Source organism: Citrobacter sp. Cpo109 (genome assembly GCF_030332565.1).
GTDB classification, from domain to species: Bacteria; Pseudomonadota; Gammaproteobacteria; order Enterobacterales; family Enterobacteriaceae; genus Citrobacter; species Citrobacter portucalensis.
In genome coordinates, this window is the sequence record NZ_JAOWHQ010000057.1 from 58,773 (window position 1) to 85,030 (window position 26,258).

Sequence of the window (26,258 nt, forward strand, 5' to 3'; positions counted from 1 at the left end):
TGCGCTATCGATTGAATATAAGTAAGCAGGCTAATTATGCGCCTGGTTGATAGTTGCTGCAATGCGGATAGCAGTTAAACCTAAAACGGGTTGGGAGGGTGTTGCAGCCCACTGGACTGCAACACTGCGTCAGTACAGAGAAGGGGAGCCTTCAGGACGCGTCTTGAAGCGACGATGCAGCCACATATACTGCTCTGGCGCCATCATTATGCATTGCTCAACAATTTTGTTCATCCACGCAGCTGTAGTCTCTGCGTCTTCCAACGGTGGAGAGCATTCTGGAGGTAACATAATCAATTGATACCCTTTACCGTCAGGTTTGCGGCGGGGAACAAACGGTACCAGGCAGGCATTGGACATGCGCGAAAGCATCCAGGTTCCTGAGGTTGTTGCGGCTTGTTCAACGGCAAAAAGTGGTACAAACACGCTGGCGCGAGGGCCGTAATCATGATCCGGCGCGTACCAGACCACTTCGCCCTTTTTCAAGGCTTTAATCATCCCTTTCAGGTCTTTACGATCGAGCATTGATTTATTCGAGCGCATGCGGCCCCAGGTTTGTAGCCAGTCCAGCAGCGGATTGTCGTTAGGGCGATACACACCAATACCCGGCTCCTGCAAGCCAAACTGGCGCGCACCCAGTTCCAGAGTCAGAAAGTGCAGACCCACTAACAGAATCCCGCGTTTTTGCGCCTGGACGTCACGGATATGTTCCATTCCGATCACTTCCGTCCAGCGCGAAATACGCTTATCGGACCAAAACCAGGCCATCCCGGTTTCCATTACGCCCATGCCTACGGATTCGAAGTTCTTGACGACCATCTGCTGGCGTTCCTGCTCACTCATCTGCGGGAAGCACAGTTCCAGATTTCGGGAAACAATTTTTGCCCGACGTTTCATCAAACGTAGCGCCAGTCGACCTAACGCACAGCCCAACTTAAAGAGGATGGGGTAGGGTAACTGCACGATTAACCAAAGGATGCCAATACCCAGCCAGGTTAACCAATAACGTGGATGCAGTAACGCAGCCGAAAACTTGGGTAAATTCGTCATGTCTATCCTGTCTTCAAACGACCAATTCCCTGTATTGTCGCATTTTTTCGCGCGTATCAAAAATTTGTGACGGGAGAACGGTGATTAATTCCGCAATTGTTGTTGCGATTTTATCGTGAAGTATGAAATGTAGCGTAAAATGTGTGGATGTAAATTGGCGATGTTTGCTTTATTATGCCGCCGATTTTCATTTATTCCTTATTTGCAGGATACGTACACCATGCCAGTGTTACACAACCGCATTTCGAACGACGCCCTCAAAGCCAAAATGCTGGCCGAGACCGAGCCGCGCACGACGATCTCATTCTATAAATATTTCACCATTGCCAATCCTCAGCACACGCGTGATGCGCTGTACCAGATGTTCACCGCATTGAACGTCTTCGGGCGAGTATATCTTGCCCATGAAGGAATTAACGCGCAAATCAGCGTACCGCAAAGCAACGTCGAGGCATTTCGCCAGCAGCTCTATGCGTTTGATGCTGCATTGAAGGATTTACGTCTGAATATTGCGCTGGATGATGACGGTAAATCGTTCTGGGTACTGCGTATGAAAGTCCGCGAACGTATCGTGGCGGATGGTATTGACGATCCAGACTTTGACGCCAGCAACGTGGGGGATTATCTCAAGGCTGCAGAAGTAAACGCCATGCTGGACGATCCTGAAGCGGTATTCATTGATATGCGCAACCACTATGAATATGAGGTGGGTCATTTCGAGAATGCGCTGGAGATACCGGCAGACACGTTCCGCGACCAGTTGCCGAAAGCTGTTGAAATGATGCAGGCGCATAAAGATAAAAAAATCGTGATGTACTGCACGGGTGGGATCCGCTGTGAGAAAGCCAGCGCCTGGATGAAACACAATGGATTTAGCAAAGTCTGGCACATTGAGGGCGGTATTATTGAGTATGCCCGCAAGGCGCGTGAACAGGGGCTTCCGGTACGTTTTGTCGGTAAAAACTTTGTCTTTGATGAGCGTATGGGCGAAAGGATCTCTGAAGATGTTATCGCACATTGCCATCAGTGCGGCACGGCGTGCGATAGCCATACTAATTGCAAAAATGATGGCTGCCATCTGTTGTTTATTCAGTGCCCGGCTTGTGCGCAGAAATATAAAGGCTGCTGTAGCGAGCTGTGTAGCGAAGAGAGTGAGTTGCCGGAAGAGGAACAACGGCGTCGCCGTGCGGGGCGTGAAAATGGCAACAAAATCTTTAATAAATCACGCGGTCACCTGAATACCAAACTGGGTATTCCAGACCCTGCGCAATAACATGATGCCGGATGAGGGGCAGAACCTCATCCGGCAATTCTTGCGTTACTTCTGCTGAACACCTTCCACTGAGATGATCAAATCGACTTCCTGTGATGCTGGGCCGAGATCGGTGGTGATGTTGAAATCCTTCAGCTTAATCTTACCTTGCGCTTCAAAACCAGCACGCGTACCGCCCCAGGGATCGCCGCCCTGACCGATGAGCTTCGCGTCCAGCGTAACCGGTTTGGTAACGCCGTTCAGGGTCAAATTACCGGTGATATCCAGGTCATTACCTTCTTTCTTCACGCTGGTGGAGCTGAAGGTCGCCTGCGGGAACTTCGCCACGTTAAGGAAATCTGCGCTGCGCAGATGCTTGTCACGTTCGGCGTGATTAGTGTCAACGCTGTTGGTGTTGATGGTTACGTTAACCTTATCGGCTGCGGGATTTTTCTCATCAAAGGTAAACGTACCGTCGAAATCTTTGAAAGTGCCGTACAGCCAGCTGTAACCCAGATGCTGAATACGGAAATTAACAAAGGCATGCTGTCCTTCTTTGTCAATTTTGTAATCTGCCGCCACGGCCGACCCGGTGGTGAATAACAGAGAGGCGAGTGTAAGTCCCAGCAGGTTTTTTTTCATTTTAAGCTCCATAGTCAGATGACGATTTTCCCAACATGCGATTGAGGGTATCGTCGTTATCGATAAAGTGATGTTTCAGGGCCATCAGTCCGTGCAATAGGGATAAAATCACCACGGTCCACGCAAGCCACAGGTGCAAGCTACCGGCGAGGTCGGCCTGGGTACCCGCATTGGCCAGGGTGGCAGGAATGTCGAACCAGCCAAAGACGCTTATCGCTTTGCCATCTGCGGTGGAAATTAGATATCCGCTGATGACAATTGAAAAGAGCAGCAAATAAAGTGCGAGGTGACCCATTGCCGCTGCGATGCGGGTTAAACGGGAGTAGCTTGCCAACGCAGCAGGCGGAGGGGAGAACAACCGCCAGACAACGCGGATAACCAGTCCCATCATGAGTAGGATGCCGATGCTTTTATGCAGTTCGGGGGCCTGGTGATACCAGCCGTCGTAATAGCTGAGCGTGACCATCCATAACCCCAATGCAAACATGCCATATACAGCAATCGCAACCAGCCAATGTAATGTGGCTGACACTACGCCATAGCGCTGTGGAGTATTATTGAATTGCATAAGCATACCGATTGATATTTCAGAAGTGAATGAAAATGGCGTGTAAAAGACATTAATGCAACTAATAAATAACAATGGTGATGATATTTATTTTTTGTTCAATAAAATTGACTGATTGTTGAGGTAACCATCAAGGGATTAGTGCGAAAATATGTGGCGGGGTTTAGTTTATGGGGTGTTATGGTTTTTGTTATTGTTCAGTTTATTGCAATGAAAATTAATCTAATCTCAATTTTTGTCAATTATTGTCAACGCACAGGAATTAGAAAAACATAATATATATTACATCCATAATGGCCAGCAGCGACCATAAAATAATGTAGAGCATAAGGTGCTCGCGAATATTATTAACCAGATAGTGAAAGATACGACGCATTGACGTTATTCCTGTCATTAAAAATGGCCTCACCAACGAGGCCATTCATTTATTATCACTTAAAACGGCTTAACCTGAAGGGGGTCAGGTCAAAGTCAGACGGTTTGTCCTGAGCGAAGTCTGCCGCAATCTCTCCCAGTACAGAAGCAAACTTAAAGCCATGTCCGCTCAGCCCGGTAATGATCAGCGTATTGTCATGTTCCGGCAGAGTATCAATTATAAAGTCCTCATCCGGTGAATTATCGTAAGTGCAGGATGCGCCGTGCAGGCAACAACCAACGCCAGGCAGAATTGTGCGCAGGAATGGGAAGGCTTCAGAACCGTCGCTGGCTACAGCGGCAAATGGCTTACGCTCTTCTGCAGAGTGAATTACCTGTCCGCCATTGTGCTTACCTATTTTCAGCTCGTCGTTTTCAGCCGGGAAACCGTAGTATTGATCGCCATTTGGCAGTTCGCCGGTGAAGGCCGGGAAGTTATTCTTAACGCTGTAGCGCCCATCGGCCTGATACCAGGCGAACACTTTGCGCACAGGTTGTATCGGTAGTTCAGGGACTAAAGCCTGCACCCAGGTACCGGCGCTGATCACTGCTTTCTTCGCGTGGTAGTCACCGTCAGCCGTTTCTACCGTGATGCCATCATCACCGTGATGAATTGCGCTGACCGGGCATTTAAACAGTTGCGCACAGCCTGCTTCTTCCGCCAGACGGATCCAGGTTTTAATTGCTAACTCACTGCGTAAAAAACCGGACTCCGCTTCAAACAGACCGATATAGTTGTCAGGTACGCGAATTTCCGGCCAGCGAGCCATGATGGCCGCTGCATCTAATTGTTCAACGTTAAGTTGCCACTGTTTTGCGCTTTGCGCTGCAGTTGCTAAGAAGGTTGACTCTGCCGGACCGAGGTTGATAACTCCGGAGCGAACAAAAATCGGTTCTTCATTATGGGTGGACAGTTCATCCCACAATATTTGTGCACGTAGCACCAGCGGAACGTATTTTTCGCCTTCGCCATAAGCATGACGAATTAATCGAGTATCACCGTGGTGGCTGCCCTGTTGATGTGGTGGCATATGCGCATCGATCATCAGAACCTTCAGACCGGCACGAGTGGCATAGTATCCAGCTGCGGCGCCTACCGAACCGCTGCCAATAATGATTAAGTCGTATTTCATCCGCTTCTCTCTGCAATCGCGATAGTAGAAGGGTAAATAACTGACCTGGAATATTCAACCTGGAAATAAGAAAGGCACCGCTAAGGTGCCTTTTGATGGTTGGATGTATCAGGTTTAATGTCGCTGATACTCATTTACCTGGTAATCGCCAGATTCAATTTTGGCGATTCCTGCTTCTAATATCGAAATAAATTGCCTGGCAACATCAGTGGTTAACCAGAGCGTTTGACCAACTTCAGTCCCATCCGGGTCAGGGCGGTTCGGGGTTTGGTAGTGCAAACGCAGCATCAGCGCATCGTAGCTATCAACGGTGCTGATGTCCCACCCTACAAGCGGATGAGTCTGAATGACTTCATTATTCTTTTCCATCATGCCCCCTAATTCGTGTTACTAGACAACGGTTTTCGAGGTTCAATGCGTTTTTTTCTGAAGCAACTTCAGTATATCAATAAATAAGGGTATTCATTGAAAATTTAAAGAGGGAAGGGCATAAATTTTTTGTTTTCAGCGTTATCTGACTAAGAAAACGACATGTTATTCATTTTTTTTTAGTATGTTGCACAATTATTTTGTTGTTTTGGTTAAAAGATAATCGGTGGGTTAATATTAAATTAAATGCTCGTCAGAAGAAATGCGCGATTGATTACAAGATTGCGTGTATAAAAAAGCCGGGGCGACCCGGCAAACAAACATCACTGCATATCATTATTTATTCGTTGATGAACCAGTCATCCGCGCTTTCCCAGGTTTCCTGTAGGATCTCGCTGATGCGTTCTTTGTCCTCTTTGGTCGCGCCAATAACCGACAGATTGTTTGCGCCGGCATAACGGACGGTAACGTTACCTTCGTTATCCGGAAAATGGTGCTGAATACGGCGGGAGAGTTCACCTGCCAGTGCGTCAATTGCACCGGCAGGTAAAGGTGAAGTTTTGGCAATAGTGACTTCAATACGCATAGTAGCCCCCTGTGGAATATACTGTTTATTTATACAGTCATTCGCATCAGTTGGCTACACTTTTTTTAGCTTTTTACTGACCAGAGTACCGTTTCGCCACCCAGGAAAGGTACCAGCGTATCGTCTTCCAGTGCAATGCTCTCAGGAACCAGGTGCTCCACGCGTTCCAGCTCAATAAAGGTCTCATTGACCGGCAAACCATAGAACTGTGGGCCGTTGAGAGAGCAGAAGGCTTCGAAATGGTTTAGCGCATTCATCTCTTCAAACACGGTTGCATAGCTGCCTAGTGCGGTCGGTGCATTAAAGCATCCCGCACAGCCACAGCTTGACTCTTTGCGATGACGTGCGTGCGGCGCTGAGTCGGTACCGAGGAAGGCGCGCGTAAACCCGCTGGCAACCAGTTCACGCAGCGCCTGTTGGTGGACGTTACGTTTGAGGATCGGCAGGCAGTACAGGTGAGGACGAATCCCGCCAACCAGCATGTGGTTGCGGTTAAACATCAGGTGCTGTGGCGTAATAGTCGCTGCCAGAAGCTCGTTACCGTCGCGCACGTATTCGGCAGCATCTTTGGTAGTGATATGCTCGAACACTACTTTCAGCGAGGTCAAACGCTGGCGCAGTGGTTCCATCACCGTTTCAATAAAGCGCGCTTCGCGATCGAAAATATCGATATCTGCATGCGTCACTTCGCCGTGCACCAGCAGCGGCATACCCAATTTTTCCATCCTCTCCAGCACCGGCATGATGGCGTCAATAGAGGTTACGCCATGCGTCGAGTTGGTGGTGGCATTGGCCGGATAGAGTTTTGCTGCGGTGAATACGCCTTCGTTAAATCCACGTTCCAGCTCGTTGGGATCCAGCGTATCCGTTAAGTAGCAGGTCATTAATGGTGTGAAGTCGTGTCCGGCAGGTACCGCGTCAAGAATGCGCTGGCGATAAGCGATAGCCGCGTCAACCGTGGTGACGGGCGGTGCCAGGTTCGGCATGACAATGGCGCGACCATAAATTTCACTGGTGTAGGGCACGACAGTTTTTAACATGTCGCCATCGCGAAAGTGAAGATGCCAGTCGTCTGGGCGGCGGATCTTTAAAACCTGGGATGGTGCAGTCATCAATATGCTCCGGCTGAGGATAGTCTTTTTTGCCGGAAACAAAGGATAAGCGGAAACGTTTTCGTTTGCACGAAAAAAAAGGGCGCATCGGCGCCCTCAGTTTTATTAGTCGGTGAACGGGATGATGATTTCCCCCGGTTTCACCTCAATTCCCTTCGCCAGTTTTTTCGCCAGAGCTTCACCCTGACTGCTGTCATCCTGCAGAATGTAGGCTGGCTGCTGGTTGAAATAGTTACGCAGCGACTGGTTTAAATAAGGCATCAGCGTTTGCAGTACCGACTGCATTTTTTCTGGTGTAACGGTCGCATCCACGACTTCCATCTCTTGCAGATAAATTGCGCCTTTCTCTTTGTTGAATACCGGTAAGGCTTTTAACTTCAGCTTCATGGTCGCTTTTTGACTGCCAAACAGGGAATTCATGTCCAGGTTGGCGTCACCGGTCAGCGTCACTTTATTGGGTTCTTCACGGCCAATCTGACTGGCGAGATTATTTAGTACGATGTGTGCTTCAGCAACGCCGGGCAAGCCGATATCTTTAGAAAAGTTATTATGCTTTGCCAGGGCCTGATTAATTTCTTGCTCGCTAACCGTGTATTGCGTGAGTTGATTACAACCAACCAACAGGCCGCTGACAATCAGTGCAGCGGCAAAAAAAAACTTTTTCATGGGGTTCCTCAACATGATGCATGTGGCGTAATCGTGACACAAAGCATCATCGAGTACCAGCGCCCCGGACGCCAGCAGAAAAAACTGAAAAGCGCCCGGAAGTAGGCTCGGCTATCAGGCGTCTGGCTCCAGCATGCCTCGCGTTGGGCGTTTGAGACTGAACTGCCAGCCCAGTGCCAGGAAGGTGATGAGGCCGATAATACCGAGCATCATCCAGGGCAGTTCAGGCTGTGCCAGGGCCTTGCCCATGTCAAACAGCCAGCCGCCGCCGATATAACCAATCGCGCCACCGATAGCGAGTCCCAGTCGGCTGAAGCCCATATAGCTTCCTCTGGCCCGAGCGTTCGCCAGTGAGGCGCTCAGGGTTTCACGCGCGGGTTCGGCGATGATCGAGCCAATATAGAATGTGCAGATCAGGGTGAACAATTGCTGCAAATTCCCGACCAGACCGATGGGCATCATGCTCAGAGACATCACCAGCAGACCGGCCATCAGACGATGTTCAAGGCGAAAACGTTTTTCACTCCAGCGGGCAATCGGGTAGAGCAGCGTCAATGAGAGGCACGCCTCGATGGCATACATCCATTTCACGGCGGCCGGAGAGCCTGCGATGTCGTTCACCATGATTGGCAGCATCAGCATCACCTGTACTGCCAGCATGTAATAGCCTGCCAGCGTCAGCACATAGGTGACAAAGCGCTTGTCATGCATCACGTGGCTCATCCCTTCGCGCACTGGAATTTTCACCGTCGACAGCTTCCATGCCGGGAGCAGCCAGGCGTTAAACGCCGCGCACAGAACGAACAAAATTGCGCCGGTGGCACAGACCAGACGGAAATCGTATTGCAATAACCAACTGCCAAGCAATGCGCCAACCACGGCCCCGGCGCTATCCTGCATCATCAGAATAGAGAAAAAGCGCCCGCGCTTTTCCGGGCGGATCAGTTTAACCACCAGCGCCGAGCGGGGTGGGTCGAATAGTGTACCGCCCAGTCCGGAGAGAAAGCAGGAAAACCACAGCAGCCACGGCTCATGGGCAATGCCCATGGTGGCGAACCCGGCAGCGCGCATCAGCATGCCGGTGACTATCATCGGTTTTGCGCCAAAACGGTCCGCAATAGCGCCGCCGAAAATACCCAACCCCTGCTGGATAAATTGACGTAATCCTAGTGCAATACCGACCATCACGGCGGCCCAGCCCATTTGGTCGACGAAACGAATTGAGATCAGCGGGAAAACGACGAAGAAACCCAGCACGACCAGCATATTATCGATGAGAAGGAAGTATTTACCCAGGTTCCTTGCCTGCGAGACTTGCGACATTTCCCCTCCAGGGAAAAACTCGTCACTCTGGATAGAGTTTAAAAGATAAGCACCTCCTATTCTGCGGTGTCGTCATCGCTTTTCCCACCCTTCGCGGGACAATATTTTTTTATCAAAAGTCCGTCTTGATAGAGAGTTTTCATCAAAATGTGTGAATAATTCAAAAAATGGCATTTTGCTCTTTTCACAGGGTGCATTCGCACAGGTATAGTAATGCGAATAGCGTATTGAAGACGTTACGGGAAGGAGTAGGTATAGAATGTTTGGCTATCGCAGTAACGTGCCAAAAGTGCGCTTAACCACCGACCGCCTGGTCGTGCGTTTAGTGCATGAGCGTGATGCCTGGCGTCTGGCAGATTATTACGCAGAAAATCGTCATTTCTTAAAACCCTGGGAACCTATTCGCGATGAAAGCCACTGCTATCCGTCCGGCTGGCAGGCGCGTCTGAGCATGATCTCTGAGTTTCATAAACAGGGCACCGCCTATTATTTTGCGCTGCTCGATCCGGACGAAAAAGAAATTATCGGCGTTGCGAACTTCTCAAACGTGGTGCGGGGATCCTTCCATGCCTGTTATCTCGGCTACTCCATTGCGCAGAAGTGGCAGGGGCAGGGGCTAATGTATGAAGCCTTAACCTCGGCCATCCGTTATATGCAGCGCACGCAACATATTCATCGCATTATGGCTAACTACATGCCACATAATAAGCGCAGCGGTGACCTGCTGGCACGACTGGGTTTTGAAAAAGAAGGGTATGCCAAAGACTACCTGCTGATTGACGGGCAGTGGCGCGATCACGTGCTGACGGCGTTGACCACATCAGAATGGACCCCCGGCCGCTAAGTTTCAGATGCAGCCATGATTAATGGAGAAGACGATGAAATACGAATTAACCGCCACCGAAGCACGAGTGATTGGCTGTTTATTAGAAAAACAAGTGACCACGCCGGAACAGTACCCACTCTCCGTTAATGGAGTCGTAACAGCCTGCAATCAAAAAACAAATCGTGAACCGGTGATGAACCTGTCGGAATCGGACGTGCAGGAGCAACTGGATAACCTGGTTAAGCGACATTTTCTGCGCACGGTGAGCGGCTTTGGCAATCGCGTCACGAAATATGAGCAGCGTTTCTGCAACTCTGAATTTGGCAATCTGAAACTTAGTGCCGCAGAGGTGGCCATAATCACCACACTGCTGCTGCGGGGCGCTCAGACGCCTGGTGAACTGCGTAGCCGCGCATCCCGTATGTACGAATTCAGCGACATGGCCGAAGTGGAGTCGACGCTGGAAAATCTGGCGACCCGGGAAGATGGACCTTATGTGGTCCGTCTGGTGCGCGAGCCGGGCAAACGTGAAAGTCGCTATATGCACCTGTTTTGTGGTGAGGTTGATGAAGCCATTGCTGCGGCAGATGAACTCCCTGCGGCCTCCGGCGATCTGCATGCGCGCGTGGAAGCGCTAGAAACGGAAGTCGCAGAACTTAAGCAGCGACTCGATTCCTTGCTGGCGCACCTGGGAGACTAACGTGAATAAATTACGTATCGGCGTAGCCGGTCTGGGCGGTATTGCACAAAAGGCCTGGCTACCCGTGCTGGGCACCTCCGCGGACTGGACGCTGCAAGGCGCCTTTTCACCTTCGCGCGATAAAGCACAGCGTATCTGTGACACCTGGCGAATACCCTACGTGGATTCATTGAAGAATCTGGCGCAAACCTGCGACGCGGTTTTCGTCCATTCCAGTACCGCGACGCACTATGCGGTAGTTAGTGAATTGCTGAATGCCGGAGTCCACGTGTGCGTGGATAAACCGCTGGCGGAAAATCTGCACGAGGCTGAGCAACTGGTCGAGCTGGCCGCGCGGAAAAAACTCACGCTGATGGTCGGGTTTAACCGTCGATTTGCACCGCTGTACCAGGATCTCAAAACCCAGTTGGGCAGTGCAGCGTCTGTACGTATGGATAAGCACCGTACGGATAGCGTTGGGCCGCACGATCTGCGCTTCACTCTGCTGGACGACTATCTGCACGTTGTCGATACCGCTTTGTGGCTGGCGGGAGGGCAGGCGCAGTTAAATAACGGCACGCTGCTGACCAATGAATCTGGTGCGATGCTCTACGCCGAGCATCATTTTTCTGTCGGTCAAATGCAGATAACGACCAGTATGCATCGCCGTGCCGGTAGCCAGCGCGAGAGCGTGCAGGCGGTGACGGACGGCGGCCTGATTGACGTAACTGATATGCGGGAATGGCGGGAAGAGCGTGGGCAAGGTGTTATTCATAAGCCGATAGCGGGCTGGCAAACGACCTTAGAACAGCGTGGTTTTGCCGGATGTGCGCGTCATTTCATTGAGTGCGTGCAAAATCAGACGGTTCCCCAGACGGCAGGCGAGCAGGCGCTACTGGCCCAGCGTGTTGTTGAAAAGCTGTGGCGGGAGGCGATGGCTGAATAATCCCCTGTAACATCTGGCGGTAGTAATTCATTGTAATCCAGGTACTATATGCCCACTCAAAATAACACCTCTTTTCAACCATAGGCTGGTTTGTCGGCCTGATAAGGTGCCAGGGTGTCGCCATCAGGCACTGCAAAAGTGTCGGATGGCGGCGAGAATGCCTTATCCGACCTACGGGCAGGTTTGTCGGGGTTTTGCCTCAGAGTCTGGAATACAACATAGATGAATTTATTAAAGTCGCTGGCAGCCGTCAGCTCGATGACGATGTTTTCACGTGTGCTGGGTTTTGCGCGTGATGCGATTGTCGCCAGAATCTTTGGTGCAGGGATGGCGACAGATGCCTTTTTTGTGGCATTCAAACTTCCTAACCTGTTGCGCCGAATTTTTGCCGAAGGCGCATTTTCGCAGGCATTTGTGCCGATTCTTGCTGAGTACAAAAGCAAGCAGGGGGAAGATGCTACCCGCGTGTTTGTTGCCTACGTTTCCGGACTGTTGACGCTGGCGCTGGCCGTGGTGACGGTAGCCGGGATGTTGGCTGCGCCATGGGTGATATTAGTTACCGCGCCGGGATTTGCCGACACAGCGGATAAATTTGCGCTGACCACTCAACTGCTGCGGATCACTTTTCCCTATATTCTACTGATTTCACTGGCCTCACTGGTTGGTGCGATCCTTAATACCTGGAACCGCTTTTCCATTCCTGCATTTGCCCCGACCTTTCTGAATATCAGCATGATCGGCTTCGCGCTATTTGCGGCACCCTATTTTAACCCGCCGGTGCTGGCGCTGGCGTGGGCCGTTACGGTTGGCGGCGTGCTACAGCTGATTTATCAGCTTCCGCACTTGAAGAAAATTGGCATGCTGGTGCTGCCGCGCGTGAACTTCCGTGATGCAGGGGCGATGCGTGTCGTCAAGCAAATGGGGCCAGCGATCCTTGGGGTATCGGTCAGTCAGATTTCACTGATCATCAATACGATTTTCGCCTCGTTTCTGGCCTCTGGCTCAGTTTCATGGATGTATTATGCTGACCGTCTGATGGAGTTTCCGTCCGGTGTTCTGGGCGTGGCGCTGGGGACTATCCTGCTGCCATCGCTGTCCAAAAGTTTTTCCAGCGGTAATCATGATGAATATTGTCGCCTGATGGACTGGGGCCTGCGTTTGTGTTTCCTGTTGGCATTACCGAGTGCCGTAGCGTTGGGTATTCTGGCCAAACCGCTGACGGTGTCTCTGTTCCAGTACGGTAAATTTACCGCCTTTGATGCCGCGATGACCCAGCGTGCGCTGGTGGCGTACTCGGTAGGTTTGATTGGCTTGATCGTGGTGAAAGTGTTGGCTCCGGGCTTTTACTCGCGCCAGGATATTAAAACGCCAGTGAAGATTGCCATTGTGACGCTGATTATGACCCAGGTGATGAACCTGGCGTTTATCGGGCCGTTAAAGCATGCCGGATTGTCGCTGTCGATTGGTCTGGCGGCATGTCTGAACGCTTCACTGCTGTACTGGCAACTGCGGAAACAGAAAATCTTTACCCCACAACCGGGCTGGAGCTGGTTCCTGGCGCGTCTGGTGATTTCCGTGCTGGTGATGTCTGCGGTGCTGGTTGGGATGCTCTACATCATGCCGGATTGGTCGCAGGGAACGATGTTGTGGCGTCTGCTGCGTCTGATGGCGGTCGTGGTGGCAGGTATTGCCGCTTACTTCGCAGCACTCGCCGTACTGGGCTTTAAAGTAAAAGAGTTTGTGCGCCGGACGGCGTAATGGATCAATGCCGGATGGCGGCATAACGCCGTATCCGGCCTACAAAAGGCGTAGGCCTGATAAGCAAAACGTTATCAGGCTGATATCAAATAGAGAATTTTTTCCCGCCGCGGTGCGCAGCAGAGGTTTGACCGTTTGCGCCATACAACGCCGGTTCCTGGTGTGGTTTCAGCACTTGTATTGCTTGTTGATTACGCTCGATCTGCCCTTCCAGCAGCCAACCGTTGTGCTGGTTGAGGTCGCGTAAATGCTGTGTTTTCTTGGTGATAGTCTGCCAGCGTTCAGCAATCTCATCATTGGCGCTGCGCGTGGCGTCATGCTCCAGGCGGCGCTGCTGCTCAAGATAATCAAGGGTTGCCAGCAAGGAGCTTTTTTCTTCTGTAATACGCTGTAGCTGGCTGCCGTTGATATGCCCTGCGGAAAGCTGCTGCTGTTCAGCATCCATTACCGTTTTCAGGTCATTGAGGACAGTCGTCATCTGGTCAAGTATTTCTGACAAACGAGTCATACTTTATTTACTCTGTAGGTAGCTCTGCGCCTCGCGAATCAGCGAGTCGGCAATTTTTCCGGTATCCATTTTCAATTCACCGTTACGGATTGCGGTTTTCAGTGCTTCCACGCGTTCCATATTGATGTCATTGGTGCCAGGCTGCATCAGTTTGGCCTGGGCGTCGCTCAGCATGACGCTGGTGCTGGTGGTCGCGGTGGTTTTTTCCTTCCGCGCTTTTTGTACCGGCGCATCGCTGGTTTCACGCGGCTGAACGGTGCTTACTGGCTTCAATGGTGAGGTACGATCAATGCTCATTTTATTTTTCCTCATCGAGGGGTTACGCTATAGCGGCCCGCTGTAATCATTGGTTGTTTATCTATCGGCACACGCTAAAAAATCTTTAACCTATTATAGGTTAATAAGAATATTCCCATCAGAATCGACGACGCCGCTCACCACCTGGCCTGAAATCATCCGCACTCGCGCATTCTGTGCGACAGCGGCGTTGTTCAGCGCTTTACCTTCGGCATTGACCCGAAAGCCATCTCCGTTGGCAATAACCAGTACGCGCTGACCGGCCTTGATCCGCCATGCCTGGCGCAACATCGAAAGCTGTATCGGTTGGCCCGGCACCAGATCGCGCAGGCTCACTGCATCCTGCACCTGACTCATATCCAGCACCGCGCGCGGCGGTAGTTGGTCCAGTCGACCACGTTTCAGCGTTACGCTGGCCGGGGTCAGGGTGCTACCTCGCGCTACGGACGCAGCGGCAACAACGTAGTTTCCCGTCGCCTGCACGTTCACCTGCAGATAACGTTTTTCGTTGGCACAGCGAGCCAGCACATTCACATTACCCCACAGTTTTGCGCTACCTGACACGCTTAATGCTGGTTGCTCACAGCTCGGCAGTAAGTTAGGTGACGTTCGGATAGTGACCACCACCTCATCGCTAAATCCGGCCAGGCGCTGGGAAAACCATGCCGTTAGCTGCGAATTCAGGTCTTGTGCCAGCGTCATAGGGCTGAACAGCAATGCTGCCACGACTATTCCACGTTTAAACGTTTGCATCAAAACCTCGCGCTTTTTCAGGTAGTGGCAGGATTTTACCTGTGTGACGCAGTCATCAACGCAACAAATAGCGACGCATTTTGCGTTTATTCCGGCGATAACGCGCGCGTAATGGGATTTAAGCTGTCGGCTGAATTTTGTCATTTGCGGAGGAGATATGCTCGATAAGCTCGACGCCGCCTTACGTTTTCAACAGGAAGCGCTGAATTTGCGCGCCCAACGCCAGGAAATATTGGCGGCCAACATTGCCAATGCCGACACGCCGGGGTACCAGGCGCGCGACCTGGATTTCGCCAGTGAATTAAAAAAAGTCATGGTGCGAGGACGGGAAGAAACCGGCGGCGTTTCGTTGACGCTGACCTCTGCACAACACATTCCGGCCCAGACCGTTTCTGCGCCGTCTACGGAGCTGCTCTACCGTATTCCTGACCAGCCATCTCTTGATGGCAACACGGTAGATATGGACCGGGAGCGCACGCAATTTGCAGACAACAGCCTCAAGTATCAAATGGGGCTGACCGCGCTGGGTGGACAAATCAAAGGCATGATGAACGTGCTGCAAGGAGGGAACTAATTCATGGCGCTGTTAAATATTTTTGATATCGCAGGTTCTGCGCTGACGGCTCAGTCTAAACGCCTGAACGTCGCGGCCAGCAACATGGCGAATGCGGATAGCGTCAGCGGACCCGACGGTCAGCCGTATCGCGCGAAACAGGTTGTTTTTCAGGTAGATGCCGCGCCAGGTGCGGCAACCGGTGGCGTAAAAGTTGCTGACGTCATTGAAAGTCAGGCGCCGGATAAGCTGGTTTATGAACCCGGTAATCCGCTGGCCGATGCGAATGGCTACGTGAAAATGCCGAATGTGGACGTTGTTGGCGAGATGGTCAACACCATGTCTGCCTCACGTAGCTATCAGGCAAACGTCGAAGTGCTCAACACCGTGAAAAGCTTGATGCTTAAAACGTTGACGCTAGGCCAGTAAAGGAGGCGCACATGTCTATTGCTGTAAAAATGAATGACCCGAGCACGACGGGGGTTAATGCCGCCACGGGGAATAGCTCACTGACGGGCAGCAACGCTGCTGACCTGCAAAGCAGCTTTCTTACGCTGCTGGTTGCACAGCTGAAAAACCAGGATCCTACCAACCCGCTGCAAAACAACGAACTGACTACCCAGTTGGCGCAAATCAGTACCGTGAGCGGGATTGAGAAGCTGAACACTACGCTGGGATCGATCTCCGGGCAGATCGACAACAGTCAGTCACTGCAGGCCAGTACGCTGATTGGCCACGGTGTCATGATCCCGGGTACCACCATCCTGACCGGTAAAGGGACAGAAGAAGGTGCCAAAACCACGACAACACCATTTGGCGTTGAGCTGCAGCAACCGGCAGATAAGGTTACCGCAACCATTACCGATAAAGACGGCAAAGTGGTACGAACCATCGATATTGGTGGATTGAAAGCGGGCGTTCATACCTTTACCTGGGACGGCACCATGACCGATGGCACGGATGCACCAAGCGGTTCTTACAACGTGTCAATTGCTGCCAGTAATGGCGGAACGCAACTGGTGGCCCAGCCGCTTCAGTTTGCGCTGGTGCAGGGCGTTATTCGCAGTAACGGCGGTAATACGCTGGATCTGGGCACCTATGGAACCACCACCCTCGACGAAGTACGACAGATAATTTAAGCCTTCACACTTATCAGGAGTAAGTCATGGCCTTTTCTCAAGCGGTCAGCGGTCTGAACGCTGCAGCGACCAACCTCGATGTCATTGGTAACAACATCGCCAACTCCGCCACCTACGGTTTTAAATCTGGCACGGCATCTTTTGCCGATATGTTTGCCGGTTCGAAAGTCGGTTTGGGCGTTAAAGTTGCGGGTATTACTCAGGACTTTACCGACGGTACGACCACCAACACCGGACGTGGTCTGGATGTTGCTATCAGCCAGAACGGTTTTTTCCGTATGGTAGACAGCAACGGTTCCGTTTTCTACAGCCGTAACGGTCAATTCAAGCTCGATGAAAACCGCAATATCGTTAACATGCAGGGGCTGCAGCTGACGGGCTATCCGGCTACCGGTACACCGCCAACAGTTCAGCAGGGTGCGAACCCGGCACCGATCACTATCCCGAATACGCTGATGGCGGCTAAATCAACCACCACTGCGTCAATGCAGGTCAACCTGAACTCCACTGACAAGGTCCCTACCAAGACCCCGTTTAACCCAAGCGATGCCGATTCCTACAACAAAAAAGGCAGTGTTACCGTTTTCGATAGCCAGGGTAACGCTCATGACATGAACATTTTTTATGTCAAAACAGGCCCTAACAAATGGGATGTCTACACCCAGGACGCCAGCGTTGCGGGTTCAGTTGCCAGTAAGAATGCGGTGATGAACTTTAGTGCTAACGGTACGCTGACTTCTGTGAATAATTATGTTGCAGGGACGGTGCCAGTCGATCCAGCAGATCCGGATGGACCAAAAATCCCCGTTGAAGGTCCAGCTAATGCCCAACCGCAAATTCAGATCTCCACCGGTACGATCAATGGCGCAGTTCCTGCGAACTTCTCTCTGAGTTTCCTGAACTCCATGCAGCAGAACACCGGTGCCAACAACATCGTCGCCACGAATCAGAACGGCTACAAGCCGGGCGATCTGGTGAGCTACCAGATTAACAATGACGGTACGGTGGTCGGTAACTACTCCAACGAACAGCAACAGGTTCTGGGGCAGATCGTGCTGGCAAACTTTGCCAACAACGAAGGTCTGGCGTCTCAGGGCGACAACGTCTGGGCGGCGACTCAGTCTTCCGGCGTGGCGCTGCTGGGTACCGCAGGCGAAGGTAACTTCGGCAAACTGACCAACGGTGCGCTGGAAGCGTCAAACGTGGATTTGAGTAAAGAACTGGTGAATATGATCGTCGCTCAGCGTAACTATCAGTCGAACGCGCAGACCATCAAAACCCAGGATCAGATCCTCAACACGCTGGTCAACCTGCGCTAAGCGCCTGACGGGATAGCTTAATGGATCACGCAATTTATACCGCTATGGGCGCGGCCAGTCAGACGCTGAATCAACAGGCGGTGACGGCCAGCAACCTGGCAAACGCCTCCACGCCAGGGTTTCGTGCGCAGCTCAATGCGCTGCGCGCGGTTCCTGTAGAAGGATTGTCTTTACCGACGCGTACGCTGGTGGTGGCCTCCACGCCGGGGGCCGATATGACGCCCGGTCAGATGGACTATACCTCCCGCCCGCTGGATGTGGCGCTGCAACAGGATGGTTGGTTGGCTGTGCAGACCGCAGACGGTAGCGAAGGATATACCCGCAACGGCGCTATTCAGGTAAGCCCTACGGGTGAACTGACTATCCAGGGACACCCGGTAATTGGCGAAGCTGGACCGATAGCCGTACCGGAAGGTTCAGAAGTCACCATTGCGGCGGACGGGACAATTTCTGCACTTAACCCTGGCGATCCGGCTAATACGGTCGCGCCAGTGGGGCGGCTGAAGCTGGTGAAGGCAACAGGGCTTGAAGTGCAACGTGGTGATGACGGTATGTTCCGCCTGACCCAGGCCGCACAGGCTACCCGTGGTGCGACGTTACAGGCTGACCCCAGCATTCGCGTGATGTCGGGCGTGCTGGAAGGCAGTAACGTTAAACCGGTTGCTGCGATGAGTGACATGATCGCCAACGCCCGCCGCTTTGAAATGCAGATGAAAATTATCAGTAGCGTGGATGATAACGCGGGCCGCGCCAACCAACTGCTGTCGATGAGTTAATACAGGACATTTTATGATCAGTTCATTATGGATCGCCAAAACCGGCCTGGATGCGCAGCAAACCAACATGGATGTGATTGCCAACAACCTGGCAAACGTCAGCACCAACGGATTTAAGCGCCAACGTGCCGTATTTGAAGATCTGTTGTACCAGACGATTCGTCAGCCTGGTGCACAGTCTTCTGAGCAGACCACACTGCCGTCTGGTTTGCAGATTGGTACCGGCGTACGTCCGGTTGCGACCGAGCGTTTACACAGCCAGGGTAACCTGTCGCAGACCAACAACAGTAAAGATGTGGCGATTAAAGGCCAGGGCTTTTTCCAGGTCATGTTGCCAGATGGTACGTCCGCTTATACCCGCGACGGTTCTTTCCAGGTGGATCAGAACGGTCAGTTGGTGACGGCGGGTGGTTTTCAGGTTCAGCCTGCCATCACTATTCCGGCTAACTCGCTCAGTATCACCATTGGACGCGACGGTATTGTCAGCGTGACACAACAGGGGCAGGCGGCGCCTGTTCAGGTCGGGCAGCTTAACCTGACAACCTTCATGAACGATACCGGTCTGGAAAGCATTGGTGAGAATCTGTACACCGAAACGCAGTCATCCGGTGCGCCGAATGAGAGCACGCCAGGGCTGAACGGCGCGGGTCTGCTGTACCAGGGCTATGTTGAAACCTCTAACGTCAACGTGGCGGAAGAGCTGGTAAACATGATCCAGGTTCAGCGCGCTTACGAAATCAACAGTAAAGCGGTATCGACCACCGATCAGATGCTGCAAAAACTGACGCAACTCTAAAGTGGAGCCCGGTGGGGTGAAAATCTCACCGGCACACTGATTTTGAAGATGACCGCAATGCGAAAATACGCGCTTCACCCATACCCAATTTTAGCCCTGCTGGTGGTTTCACTAACAGGATGTGCCTGGATCCCGGCCACGCCGCTCGTGCAGGGCGCAACGTCTGCCCAGCCCGTTCCAGGTCCAACGCCGGTGGCGAATGGCTCAATCTTCCAGTCGGCACAACCGATTAACTATGGTTATCAGCCACTCTTTGAAGACCGTCGTCCACGCAATATTGGCGATACGCTGACCATCGTATTGCAGGAAAACGTCAGCGCGAGCAAAAGCTCTTCGGCGAATGCCAGCCGCGACGGCAAGACAAACTTTGGCTTTGATACCGTACCGCGCTATCTGGAAGGATTGTTCGGTAACGAACGTGCCGACGTAGAAGCCTCCGGCGGTAACTCCTTTAACGGTAAAGGCGGCGCGAACGCCAGAAATACCTTCAGTGGTACGCTGACCGTAACGGTCGATCAGGTACTGGTGAATGGCAACTTACATGTCGTGGGTGAAAAACAGATCGCTATAAATCAGGGCACTGAATTCATCCGCTTCTCCGGGGTTGTAAACCCGCGCACCATCAGTGGCAGCAACTCCGTACCGTCAACCCAGGTTGCGGACGCGCGTATTGAGTACGTCGGTAACGGCTACATCAATGAAGCGCAGAATATGGGCTGGTTGCAGCGTTTCTTCCTTAACTTGTCGCCGATGTAAGCGAGGTACCCAGTGTTTAAATCTTTTGTTGGAATGGTACTGGTGCTGATAACCACCTTTGCGCATGCTGACCGTATTCGTGACCTGACCAGCGTTCAGGGCGTGCGGGAAAACTCGTTGATAGGTTATGGGCTGGTAGTCGGTCTGGATGGTACGGGTGACCAGACCACACAGACGCCGTTTACGACGCAAACGCTCAATAACATGCTTTCGCAGTTGGGGATAACCGTGCCAACTGGCACCAATATGCAGCTGAAAAACGTGGCGGCGGTGATGGTTACCGCGTCATTTCCTGCATTTGGTCGTCAGGGACAAACCATCGACGTAGTGGTCTCCTCTATGGGGAATGCCAAAAGCCTGCGCGGCGGTACGCTGCTGATGACCCCGTTAAAAGGGGTCGATAGTCAGGTATATGCGCTGGCTCAGGGGAATATTTTGGTGGGTGGTGCGGGCGCGGCTGCAGGTGGTAGTAGCGTACAGGTTAACCAGCTCAATGGTGGACGCATTACCAACGGTGCGATTATCGAACGTGAATTACCCAGCCAGTTCGGCGGTGGTAACACCATTAATCTGCAGCTCAATAATGAAGATTTCACGATGGCGCAGCAGATTACCGACACCATCAACCGCTCGCGTGGCTTTGGTAGCGCAACGGCGTTGGATGCCCGAACCATTCAGGTGCGTGTGCCAAGCGGCAACAGCTCGCAGGTGCGTTTCCTCGCTGATATCCAGAATATTGAGGTGAACGTCACGCCGCAGGATGCGAAAGTGATTATCAACTCGCGCACCGGATCTGTTGTCATGAACCGCGAAGTGACGCTGGATAGCTGTGCCGTGGCACAAGGCAACTTGTCGATTACGGTGAACCGCCAGGCGAACGTCAGCCAACCGGACACACCGTTTGGCGGTGGACAAACCGTGGTGACGCCACAAACCCAGATTGACCTGCGCCAAAGCGGTGGTTCACTGCAAAGCGTGCGTTCCAGCGCCAACCTGAACAATGTGGTGCGTGCGCTGAATGCACTGGGGGCAACGCCGATGGATCTGATGTCCATTCTGCAATCGATGCAGAGCGCGGGTTGCTTACGCGCCAAACTGGAAATCATCTAATGATTGGTGACAGCAAACTGCTGACCAGCGCTGCCTGGGATGCGCAATCACTGAACGAACTGAAAGCGAAAGCGGGTCAGGACCCGGCGGCGAATATCCGTCCGGTCGCCCGTCAGGTTGAAGGGATGTTCGTGCAGATGATGCTGAAAAGCATGCGTGAAGCGCTGCCGAAAGATGGCGTCTTTAGCAGCGATTCAACGCGCTTGTATACCAGTATGTATGACCAACAAATTGCGCAGCAAATGACCGCAGGCAAAGGTCTGGGGCTGGCTGAAATGATGGTCAAGCAGATGACTGAAGGGCAAGCGCAACCTGCGGATGACGCGCCGCAGGTGCCGATGAAGTTTTCACTGGAAACGGTGACCAGCTATCAAAATCAGGCACTGACGCAACTGGTCCGCAAAGCCATCCCTCGGGCGACAGAAAGCAATGATGAGCCACTGTCAGGTGACAGCAAAGATTTCCTCGCCCAGCTATCGCTGCCGGCTAAGCTGGCCAGCCAGCAAAGCGGGGTCCCGCATCATCTTATTCTGGCACAGGCGGCGCTGGAATCCGGATGGGGGCAGCGACAAATTCGCCGTGAGAACGGTGAGCCGAGCTTTAACATTTTTGGCGTGAAGGCTTCGGGAAGCTGGAAAGGTCCAACCACTGAAATCACCACGACTGAATATGAGAACGGTGAGGCGAAAAAGGTGAAAGCCAGATTCCGCGTCTATAACTCTTACCTTGAGGCGTTGTCGGATTATGTCGGTCTGATATCACGTAACCCGCGCTATGCGGCAGTGACCGCTGCCGCGACCGCCGAGCAAGGGGCGCAGGCATTGCAAAATGCGGGTTACGCCACGGACCCTAACTATGCGCGAAAATTAACCAGCATGATCCAGCAGTTGAAATCGATGAGTGAAAAAGTGAGCAAAACCTACAGCACGAACATCGATAATCTCTTTTAAATAGCTCAAGTCTACCGACCTGCTGCCGATAATAACGAGTATTGAAGGATTACAAGGAACCTCCATGTCCAGCTTGATTAATAACGCGATGAGTGGACTCAGCGCAGCGCAGGCCGCGTTGAATACTGCCAGTAACAACATCTCCAGCTATAACGTTGCCGGATATACCCGACAGACGACAATTATGGCGCAAGCGAACAGCACGCTGGGTGCGGGGGGCTGGGTAGGCAATGGTGTCTATGTTTCTGGTGTACAACGTGAATATGACTCCTTTATCACTAACCAGTTGCGAGCAGCGCAGAACCAGAGCAGCGGTCTGACGACACGATATGAGCAAATGTCAAAAATCGACAATCTGCTCTCCAGCAAAACCAGTTCTATTTCGACCTCCATGCAGGACTTTTTTACCAGCCTGCAAACGCTGGTCAGCAACGCCGAAGATCCGGCGGCACGCCAGGCGCTAATCGGTAAAGCTGATGGGTTGGTAAATCAGTTTAAAACGACCGACCAGTATCTGCGCGATCAGGATAAGCAGGTCAATACCGCGATTAAAGCCAGCGTTGATCAGATCAACAACTATTCGAAACAAATTGCCAGCCTCAACGACCAGATTTCTCGTATGACAGGCGTCGGCGCAGGTGCGTCTCCTAACGACCTGCTCGACCAGCGCGATCAGTTGGTCAGTGAATTGAATCAGATTGTCGGTGTTGAAGTCAGCGTTCAGGATGGTGGCACTTACAACCTGACCATGGCGAACGGTTATTCGCTGGTACAGGGTAGCAATGCACGCCAACTGGCAGCAGTGCCTTCCAGCGATGATCCTAATCGTACAACTGTGGCCTACGTTGATGGCGTTGCCGGAGCTGTTGAAATTCCGGAGAAACTGCTGAATACCGGTTCACTGGGCGGACTGCTCACCTTCCGTTCTCAGGAGCTGGATCAGACGCGTAATACCCTCGGCCAACTGGCGCTTGCATTTGCCGATGCGTTTAACACCCAGCATAAAGAAGGTTTTGATGCCAACGGCGATCAGGGTAAGGATTTCTTTGCTATCGGCAGCCCGGAAGTCTTCAACAACGCGAAAAATACGGGTACAGGATCGTTAAGCGCTAAGATCACTGACAGCTCCGCCGTGCAGGCGACAGATTATAAAATCGTTTTTGATGGGAAGGACTGGCAGGTTACTCGCCTGGCGGATAATACCAGTTTCAAAGCCACCGTTACCGGTGGAAAAATGTCCTTTGACGGGATGGAAATCACCGTTAATGCTGGCGCGAAAGCTAATGACAGTTTTACTGTAAAACCCGTGAGTAACGCTATCGTTGATATGAAAGTTATGGTGACCGATGAGTCGAAAATCGCCATGGCTCAAGTGTCTAAAAATGATACGGACCCCACCATCGATAAAGGCAAGAGCGACAACCGTAACGGTCAGAAACTGTTAGATCTGCAAACCAAAGCGACTGTCGGCAATAAGACCTTCAACGATGCATATGCCACGCTGGTAAGCGATGTCGGGAACAAAACCGCTACGCTGAAAACCAGCGCCACCACCCAGAACAACGTGGTGACACAGCTTTACCGGCAGCAACAGTCTATTTCCGGCGTTAACCTCGACGAAGAGTACGGTAATTTACAGCGTTTTCAGCAGTATTACCTGGCTAACGCTCAAGTGCTGCAGACCGCGAATGCGTTGTTTGATGCACTGATTAATATCCGCTAAGGGAGAGGGACACAATGCGTATCAGCACCCAGATGATGTACCAGCAGAATATGCGTGGCATCACTAACTCTCAGGCTGAATGGATGAAGTTTGGTGAGCAGATGTCAACGGGCAAACGCGTGATCAACCCATCAGACGATCCGATTGCCGCCTCGCAGGCCGTGGTACTTTCTCAGGCTCAGGCGCAGAACAGCCAATATACGCTGGCACGCTCATTCGCGACGCAAAAGGTGTCGCTGGAAGAGAATGTTCTGAGCCAGGTGACGACGGCAATTCAGGCTGCACAGGAAAAAATCGTTTATGCCGGGAACGGAACGTTAAGTGATGACGACCGTGCATCGCTGGCCACCGACCTACAGGGGATCCGCGATCAGCTGATGAACCTGGCAAACAGTACCGACGGTAATGGTCGCTATATTTTCGGTGGATATAAAACAGAATCCGCACCGTTTGCCCAGGCAGATGGCGCTTACAGCGGCGGTACAACAAACGTTACCCAACAGGTCGATGCCTCCCGAACCATGGTGATTGGTCATACTGGCGATAAAGTATTCGCCAACCTGACCAGCAACGCTGTACCGGAACCTGGTGGCGGCACTCAGGAAAAGAACCTGTTTAAAATGCTGGATACCGCTATTGATGCGCTCAAAACCCCTATTGCGGGTGATGACGTTGCAAAAGCTACCGCCGCTGCTGCCATTGATAAAACCAACCGTGGTTTAAAGAATTCACTCAATAATGTTTTGAGCGTCCGTGCAGAATTAGGTACGCAGCTGAGTGAACTAAGCTCGCTGGATTCACTGGGCGCCGATCGTGCATTAGGCCAAACTCAGCAGATGAGTAATCTGGTGGATGTTGACTGGAACGCCGCGATCTCGTCTTATGTCATGCAGCAGGCTGCGCTACAGGCATCCTATAAAGCGTTCACCGATATGCAGGGAATGTCGTTGTTCCAGCTCAATCGTTAACGCCTCGTTTTGAAACATATCTTGAAACTGGGTATGTTTGTCTGCCCGCTCCTTTAACACCCCGGAGCGGGCATTTTTTTAGGCAACCGACGTCTTACTAAGCGACGGGTTCCCCGTCAGTCTTATGACCAACGCAATTGCACTGCTGAAGGTAGCCAACACAACGACACCTTCCCAATTTGCCAGGGCGTAGACCTGACTTCCGAGAACTGAACCCAGCGCCATACCGATAAACACCATCGTAAACAGCAGAGCGTTCAGTCGTCCTCGTGCCAGAGGCTCCAGGCTATAGACCAGATTCTGGTGGGCAACCAGGCTGGATTGCAATCCGAGATCAAAACCTACAGCCGAAAGGGCGATGAGCAGCCACTGCCCCTGAACGGGCAGGGCGGGTAACAAAAACATCAGTGCGAAAGATACCGTTACCAGCAAAGCACCCAATTGCGTCACTTTTGCCGCACCCACTTTATCGGCAAGATGGCCCGCCATCGGTGCGGCAAGCGCTCCGGCTGCTCCCGCGATACCAAAAGCACCCGCTATAGCGCTACCCATGTGGTAATGCTCAGATAACATTACCGCCAGCGTAGACCAGAAGGCGCTAAAAGCAATGGACAGAAAGCCTTGTGCCAGTGCTGCGCGGCGCAAGGTGGAATATCGTTGCCAAAGTTGCGCCATTGAGAGCATTAATGATGGATAGCTCAACGTGGAATGGACCGTAAAGCGAGGCAGTACTTTCCACATAATCGCGGTAATTACGGCAATGCTGACGGCAGCGAGTTGGTACATCTCGCGCCAGCCAAACGCTTCGCCCACCAGTCCACTGACGGTACGTGAGAGTAAAATCCCCAACAGAAGGCCCGTCATCACTGTGCCCACCGTTTTTCCCTGCTTGCCTTCGGGCGCCAGTATTGCCGCCGCAGGCACAATATCTTGTGCCATGGTTGCCGCCATTCCCATCAGCAGGCTCACCAGTAATAGCGAATGCAACTGACCGGTAAAGCTACAGGCCAGCAGCAGCGCGGCAAGAGAGATGCTTTTCAGCAGGATTAATGTCCGGCGGTCATAACGATCGCCTAATGGCAATAAAAACAATATACCTAACGCATATCCCGCCTGGGTCAGCGTCGGGACCAACCCCATACCGGTGAGACTTAAGGCCAGATCCTGACCCATTAAAGGCAGAAGAGGCTGGGCGTAGTAGATAGCGGCCACGCTGAATCCGGCGCCCATTGCCAGAACAAAAATGACCCAACGGGAAAGTGCGGTATGTGTGTTCACAAATGATT

The 26,258-nt window shown here is 52.2% G+C and carries 30 protein-coding genes; 16 read left to right on the forward strand and 14 right to left on the reverse strand.

The window, feature by feature from the left end; translation table 11 throughout:
- Positions 1 to 129 precede the first annotated feature (129 nt).
- Positions 130 to 1,050 (reverse strand): Kdo(2)-lipid IV(A) acyltransferase, encoded by a 921-nt coding sequence (locus tag OGY71_RS11040; protein ID WP_003832126.1) that lies wholly within the window; start codon positions 1,048 to 1,050, stop codon positions 130 to 132.
- 220 nt (positions 1,051 to 1,270) lie between these two features.
- On the opposite strand from OGY71_RS11040, the gene trhO reads away from it, so the two are divergent.
- Complete coding sequence (trhO, locus tag OGY71_RS11045; RefSeq protein WP_003832128.1) at positions 1,271 to 2,323, forward strand: oxygen-dependent tRNA uridine(34) hydroxylase TrhO; 1,053 nt, start codon at positions 1,271 to 1,273, stop codon at positions 2,321 to 2,323.
- Positions 2,324 to 2,368: 45 nt separating this feature from the next.
- On the opposite strand, the gene OGY71_RS11050 is transcribed toward trhO, so the two are convergent.
- The 9 genes from OGY71_RS11050 to mdtH all read right to left on the reverse strand — a co-directional run bounded on the left by OGY71_RS11050 (position 2,369) and on the right by mdtH (position 9,115).
- On the reverse strand, positions 2,369 to 2,944 hold the full coding sequence (locus OGY71_RS11050) for a YceI family protein (protein WP_003832130.1): 576 nt from the start codon (positions 2,942 to 2,944) through the stop codon (positions 2,369 to 2,371).
- Position 2,945: 1 nt separating this feature from the next.
- Complete coding sequence (locus OGY71_RS11055; protein ID WP_003832133.1) at positions 2,946 to 3,512, reverse strand: cytochrome b; 567 nt, start codon at positions 3,510 to 3,512, stop codon at positions 2,946 to 2,948.
- 262 nt (positions 3,513 to 3,774) lie between these two features.
- Complete coding sequence (locus tag OGY71_RS11060) at positions 3,775 to 3,888, reverse strand: YceO family protein (RefSeq protein ID WP_003036148.1); 114 nt, start codon at positions 3,886 to 3,888, stop codon at positions 3,775 to 3,777.
- A 55-nt stretch (positions 3,889 to 3,943) separates the two neighbouring features.
- Positions 3,944 to 5,059 (reverse strand): N-methyl-L-tryptophan oxidase, encoded by a 1,116-nt coding sequence (solA, locus tag OGY71_RS11065; RefSeq protein WP_149335838.1) that lies wholly within the window; start codon positions 5,057 to 5,059, stop codon positions 3,944 to 3,946.
- Between the two features lie 114 nt (positions 5,060 to 5,173).
- Positions 5,174 to 5,428: a biofilm formation regulator BssS gene (gene bssS, locus OGY71_RS11070; protein WP_003036154.1), complete on the reverse strand. Its 255-nt coding sequence runs from the start codon at positions 5,426 to 5,428 to the stop codon at positions 5,174 to 5,176.
- 340 nt (positions 5,429 to 5,768) lie between these two features.
- The gene (dinI, locus tag OGY71_RS11075) at positions 5,769 to 6,014 is read right to left on the reverse strand and encodes a DNA damage-inducible protein I (protein ID WP_003036157.1); all 246 of its coding nucleotides are present in this window, start codon (positions 6,012 to 6,014) and stop codon (positions 5,769 to 5,771) included.
- 65 nt (positions 6,015 to 6,079) lie between these two features.
- On the reverse strand, positions 6,080 to 7,126 hold the full coding sequence (gene pyrC, locus OGY71_RS11080) for a dihydroorotase (protein WP_286613310.1): 1,047 nt from the start codon (positions 7,124 to 7,126) through the stop codon (positions 6,080 to 6,082).
- A 105-nt stretch (positions 7,127 to 7,231) separates the two neighbouring features.
- A complete protein-coding gene (locus OGY71_RS11085) occupies positions 7,232 to 7,792 on the reverse strand; it encodes a lipoprotein (RefSeq protein ID WP_020996498.1) in 561 nt (186 codons plus the stop codon).
- Positions 7,793 to 7,906: 114 nt separating this feature from the next.
- A complete protein-coding gene (mdtH, locus tag OGY71_RS11090) occupies positions 7,907 to 9,115 on the reverse strand; it encodes a multidrug efflux MFS transporter MdtH (protein WP_003832142.1) in 1,209 nt (402 codons plus the stop codon).
- Positions 9,116 to 9,374: 259 nt separating this feature from the next.
- Here mdtH and rimJ point away from each other — a divergent pair, with 259 nt between their 5' ends.
- The 4 genes from rimJ to murJ all read left to right on the forward strand — a co-directional run bounded on the left by rimJ (position 9,375) and on the right by murJ (position 13,324).
- Positions 9,375 to 9,959, forward strand: a complete 585-nt coding sequence (gene rimJ, locus OGY71_RS11095) for a ribosomal protein S5-alanine N-acetyltransferase (RefSeq protein ID WP_003832145.1) — start codon at positions 9,375 to 9,377, stop codon at positions 9,957 to 9,959.
- A gap of 34 nt (positions 9,960 to 9,993) precedes the next feature.
- The gene (locus tag OGY71_RS11100) at positions 9,994 to 10,641 is read left to right on the forward strand and encodes a YceH family protein (protein WP_284961743.1); all 648 of its coding nucleotides are present in this window, start codon (positions 9,994 to 9,996) and stop codon (positions 10,639 to 10,641) included.
- 1 nt (position 10,642) lies between these two features.
- The gene (locus tag OGY71_RS11105) at positions 10,643 to 11,566 is read left to right on the forward strand and encodes a Gfo/Idh/MocA family protein (RefSeq protein WP_126318501.1); all 924 of its coding nucleotides are present in this window, start codon (positions 10,643 to 10,645) and stop codon (positions 11,564 to 11,566) included.
- 222 nt (positions 11,567 to 11,788) lie between these two features.
- On the forward strand, positions 11,789 to 13,324 hold the full coding sequence (gene murJ / locus OGY71_RS11110) for a murein biosynthesis integral membrane protein MurJ (RefSeq protein ID WP_003832150.1): 1,536 nt from the start codon (positions 11,789 to 11,791) through the stop codon (positions 13,322 to 13,324).
- Positions 13,325 to 13,409: 85 nt separating this feature from the next.
- On the opposite strand, the gene flgN is transcribed toward murJ, so the two are convergent.
- The 3 genes from flgN to flgA all read right to left on the reverse strand — a co-directional run bounded on the left by flgN (position 13,410) and on the right by flgA (position 14,882).
- Entirely contained in the window at positions 13,410 to 13,832 is a 423-nt protein-coding gene (gene flgN, locus OGY71_RS11115) for a flagella biosynthesis chaperone FlgN (RefSeq protein WP_003036178.1), read from the reverse strand.
- A gap of 3 nt (positions 13,833 to 13,835) precedes the next feature.
- Positions 13,836 to 14,129, reverse strand: coding sequence for a flagellar biosynthesis anti-sigma factor FlgM (gene flgM, locus OGY71_RS11120; protein WP_003832153.1), 294 nt, complete (start codon positions 14,127 to 14,129; stop codon positions 13,836 to 13,838).
- 93 nt (positions 14,130 to 14,222) lie between these two features.
- Positions 14,223 to 14,882, reverse strand: coding sequence for a flagellar basal body P-ring formation chaperone FlgA (flgA, locus tag OGY71_RS11125; RefSeq protein ID WP_003832155.1), 660 nt, complete (start codon positions 14,880 to 14,882; stop codon positions 14,223 to 14,225).
- Between the two features lie 157 nt (positions 14,883 to 15,039).
- Between flgA and flgB the strand changes: the two genes are divergently transcribed.
- The 11 genes from flgB (at position 15,040) to flgL (ending at position 24,972) form a co-directional block, all read left to right on the forward strand.
- Positions 15,040 to 15,456 (forward strand): flagellar basal body rod protein FlgB, encoded by a 417-nt coding sequence (flgB, locus tag OGY71_RS11130; protein WP_003036189.1) that lies wholly within the window; start codon positions 15,040 to 15,042, stop codon positions 15,454 to 15,456.
- A 3-nt stretch (positions 15,457 to 15,459) separates the two neighbouring features.
- Complete coding sequence (flgC, locus tag OGY71_RS11135; protein WP_003036191.1) at positions 15,460 to 15,864, forward strand: flagellar basal body rod protein FlgC; 405 nt, start codon at positions 15,460 to 15,462, stop codon at positions 15,862 to 15,864.
- Between the two features lie 11 nt (positions 15,865 to 15,875).
- Positions 15,876 to 16,574 (forward strand): flagellar hook assembly protein FlgD, encoded by a 699-nt coding sequence (flgD, locus tag OGY71_RS11140; RefSeq protein WP_003832158.1) that lies wholly within the window; start codon positions 15,876 to 15,878, stop codon positions 16,572 to 16,574.
- Positions 16,575 to 16,600: 26 nt separating this feature from the next.
- A complete protein-coding gene (gene flgE / locus OGY71_RS11145) occupies positions 16,601 to 17,893 on the forward strand; it encodes a flagellar hook protein FlgE (protein ID WP_286613314.1) in 1,293 nt (430 codons plus the stop codon).
- Between the two features lie 20 nt (positions 17,894 to 17,913).
- Positions 17,914 to 18,669, forward strand: coding sequence for a flagellar basal body rod protein FlgF (locus OGY71_RS11150; protein ID WP_003832161.1), 756 nt, complete (start codon positions 17,914 to 17,916; stop codon positions 18,667 to 18,669).
- 13 nt (positions 18,670 to 18,682) lie between these two features.
- Positions 18,683 to 19,465, forward strand: coding sequence for a flagellar basal-body rod protein FlgG (flgG, locus tag OGY71_RS11155; RefSeq protein ID WP_003036202.1), 783 nt, complete (start codon positions 18,683 to 18,685; stop codon positions 19,463 to 19,465).
- Positions 19,466 to 19,522: 57 nt separating this feature from the next.
- Positions 19,523 to 20,221, forward strand: coding sequence for a flagellar basal body L-ring protein FlgH (locus OGY71_RS11160; protein ID WP_032934415.1), 699 nt, complete (start codon positions 19,523 to 19,525; stop codon positions 20,219 to 20,221).
- Positions 20,222 to 20,254: 33 nt separating this feature from the next.
- Entirely contained in the window at positions 20,255 to 21,331 is a 1,077-nt protein-coding gene (locus tag OGY71_RS11165) for a flagellar basal body P-ring protein FlgI (protein WP_032934416.1), read from the forward strand.
- A complete protein-coding gene (gene flgJ / locus OGY71_RS11170; RefSeq protein ID WP_286613316.1) occupies positions 21,331 to 22,281 on the forward strand; it encodes a flagellar assembly peptidoglycan hydrolase FlgJ in 951 nt (316 codons plus the stop codon). Before OGY71_RS11165 ends, flgJ begins: the two co-directional genes overlap by 1 nt.
- Before the next feature lie 64 nt (positions 22,282 to 22,345).
- The gene (gene flgK / locus OGY71_RS11175; protein ID WP_003832167.1) at positions 22,346 to 24,004 is read left to right on the forward strand and encodes a flagellar hook-associated protein FlgK; all 1,659 of its coding nucleotides are present in this window, start codon (positions 22,346 to 22,348) and stop codon (positions 24,002 to 24,004) included.
- A 14-nt stretch (positions 24,005 to 24,018) separates the two neighbouring features.
- Complete coding sequence (flgL, locus tag OGY71_RS11180) at positions 24,019 to 24,972, forward strand: flagellar hook-associated protein FlgL (protein ID WP_032942958.1); 954 nt, start codon at positions 24,019 to 24,021, stop codon at positions 24,970 to 24,972.
- Between the two features lie 78 nt (positions 24,973 to 25,050).
- Here the strand turns inward: flgL and OGY71_RS11185 are convergent, their stop codons facing one another.
- On the reverse strand, positions 25,051 to 26,250 hold the full coding sequence (locus OGY71_RS11185) for an MFS transporter (protein WP_100272646.1): 1,200 nt from the start codon (positions 26,248 to 26,250) through the stop codon (positions 25,051 to 25,053).
- Positions 26,251 to 26,258: the final 8 nt, after the last annotated feature.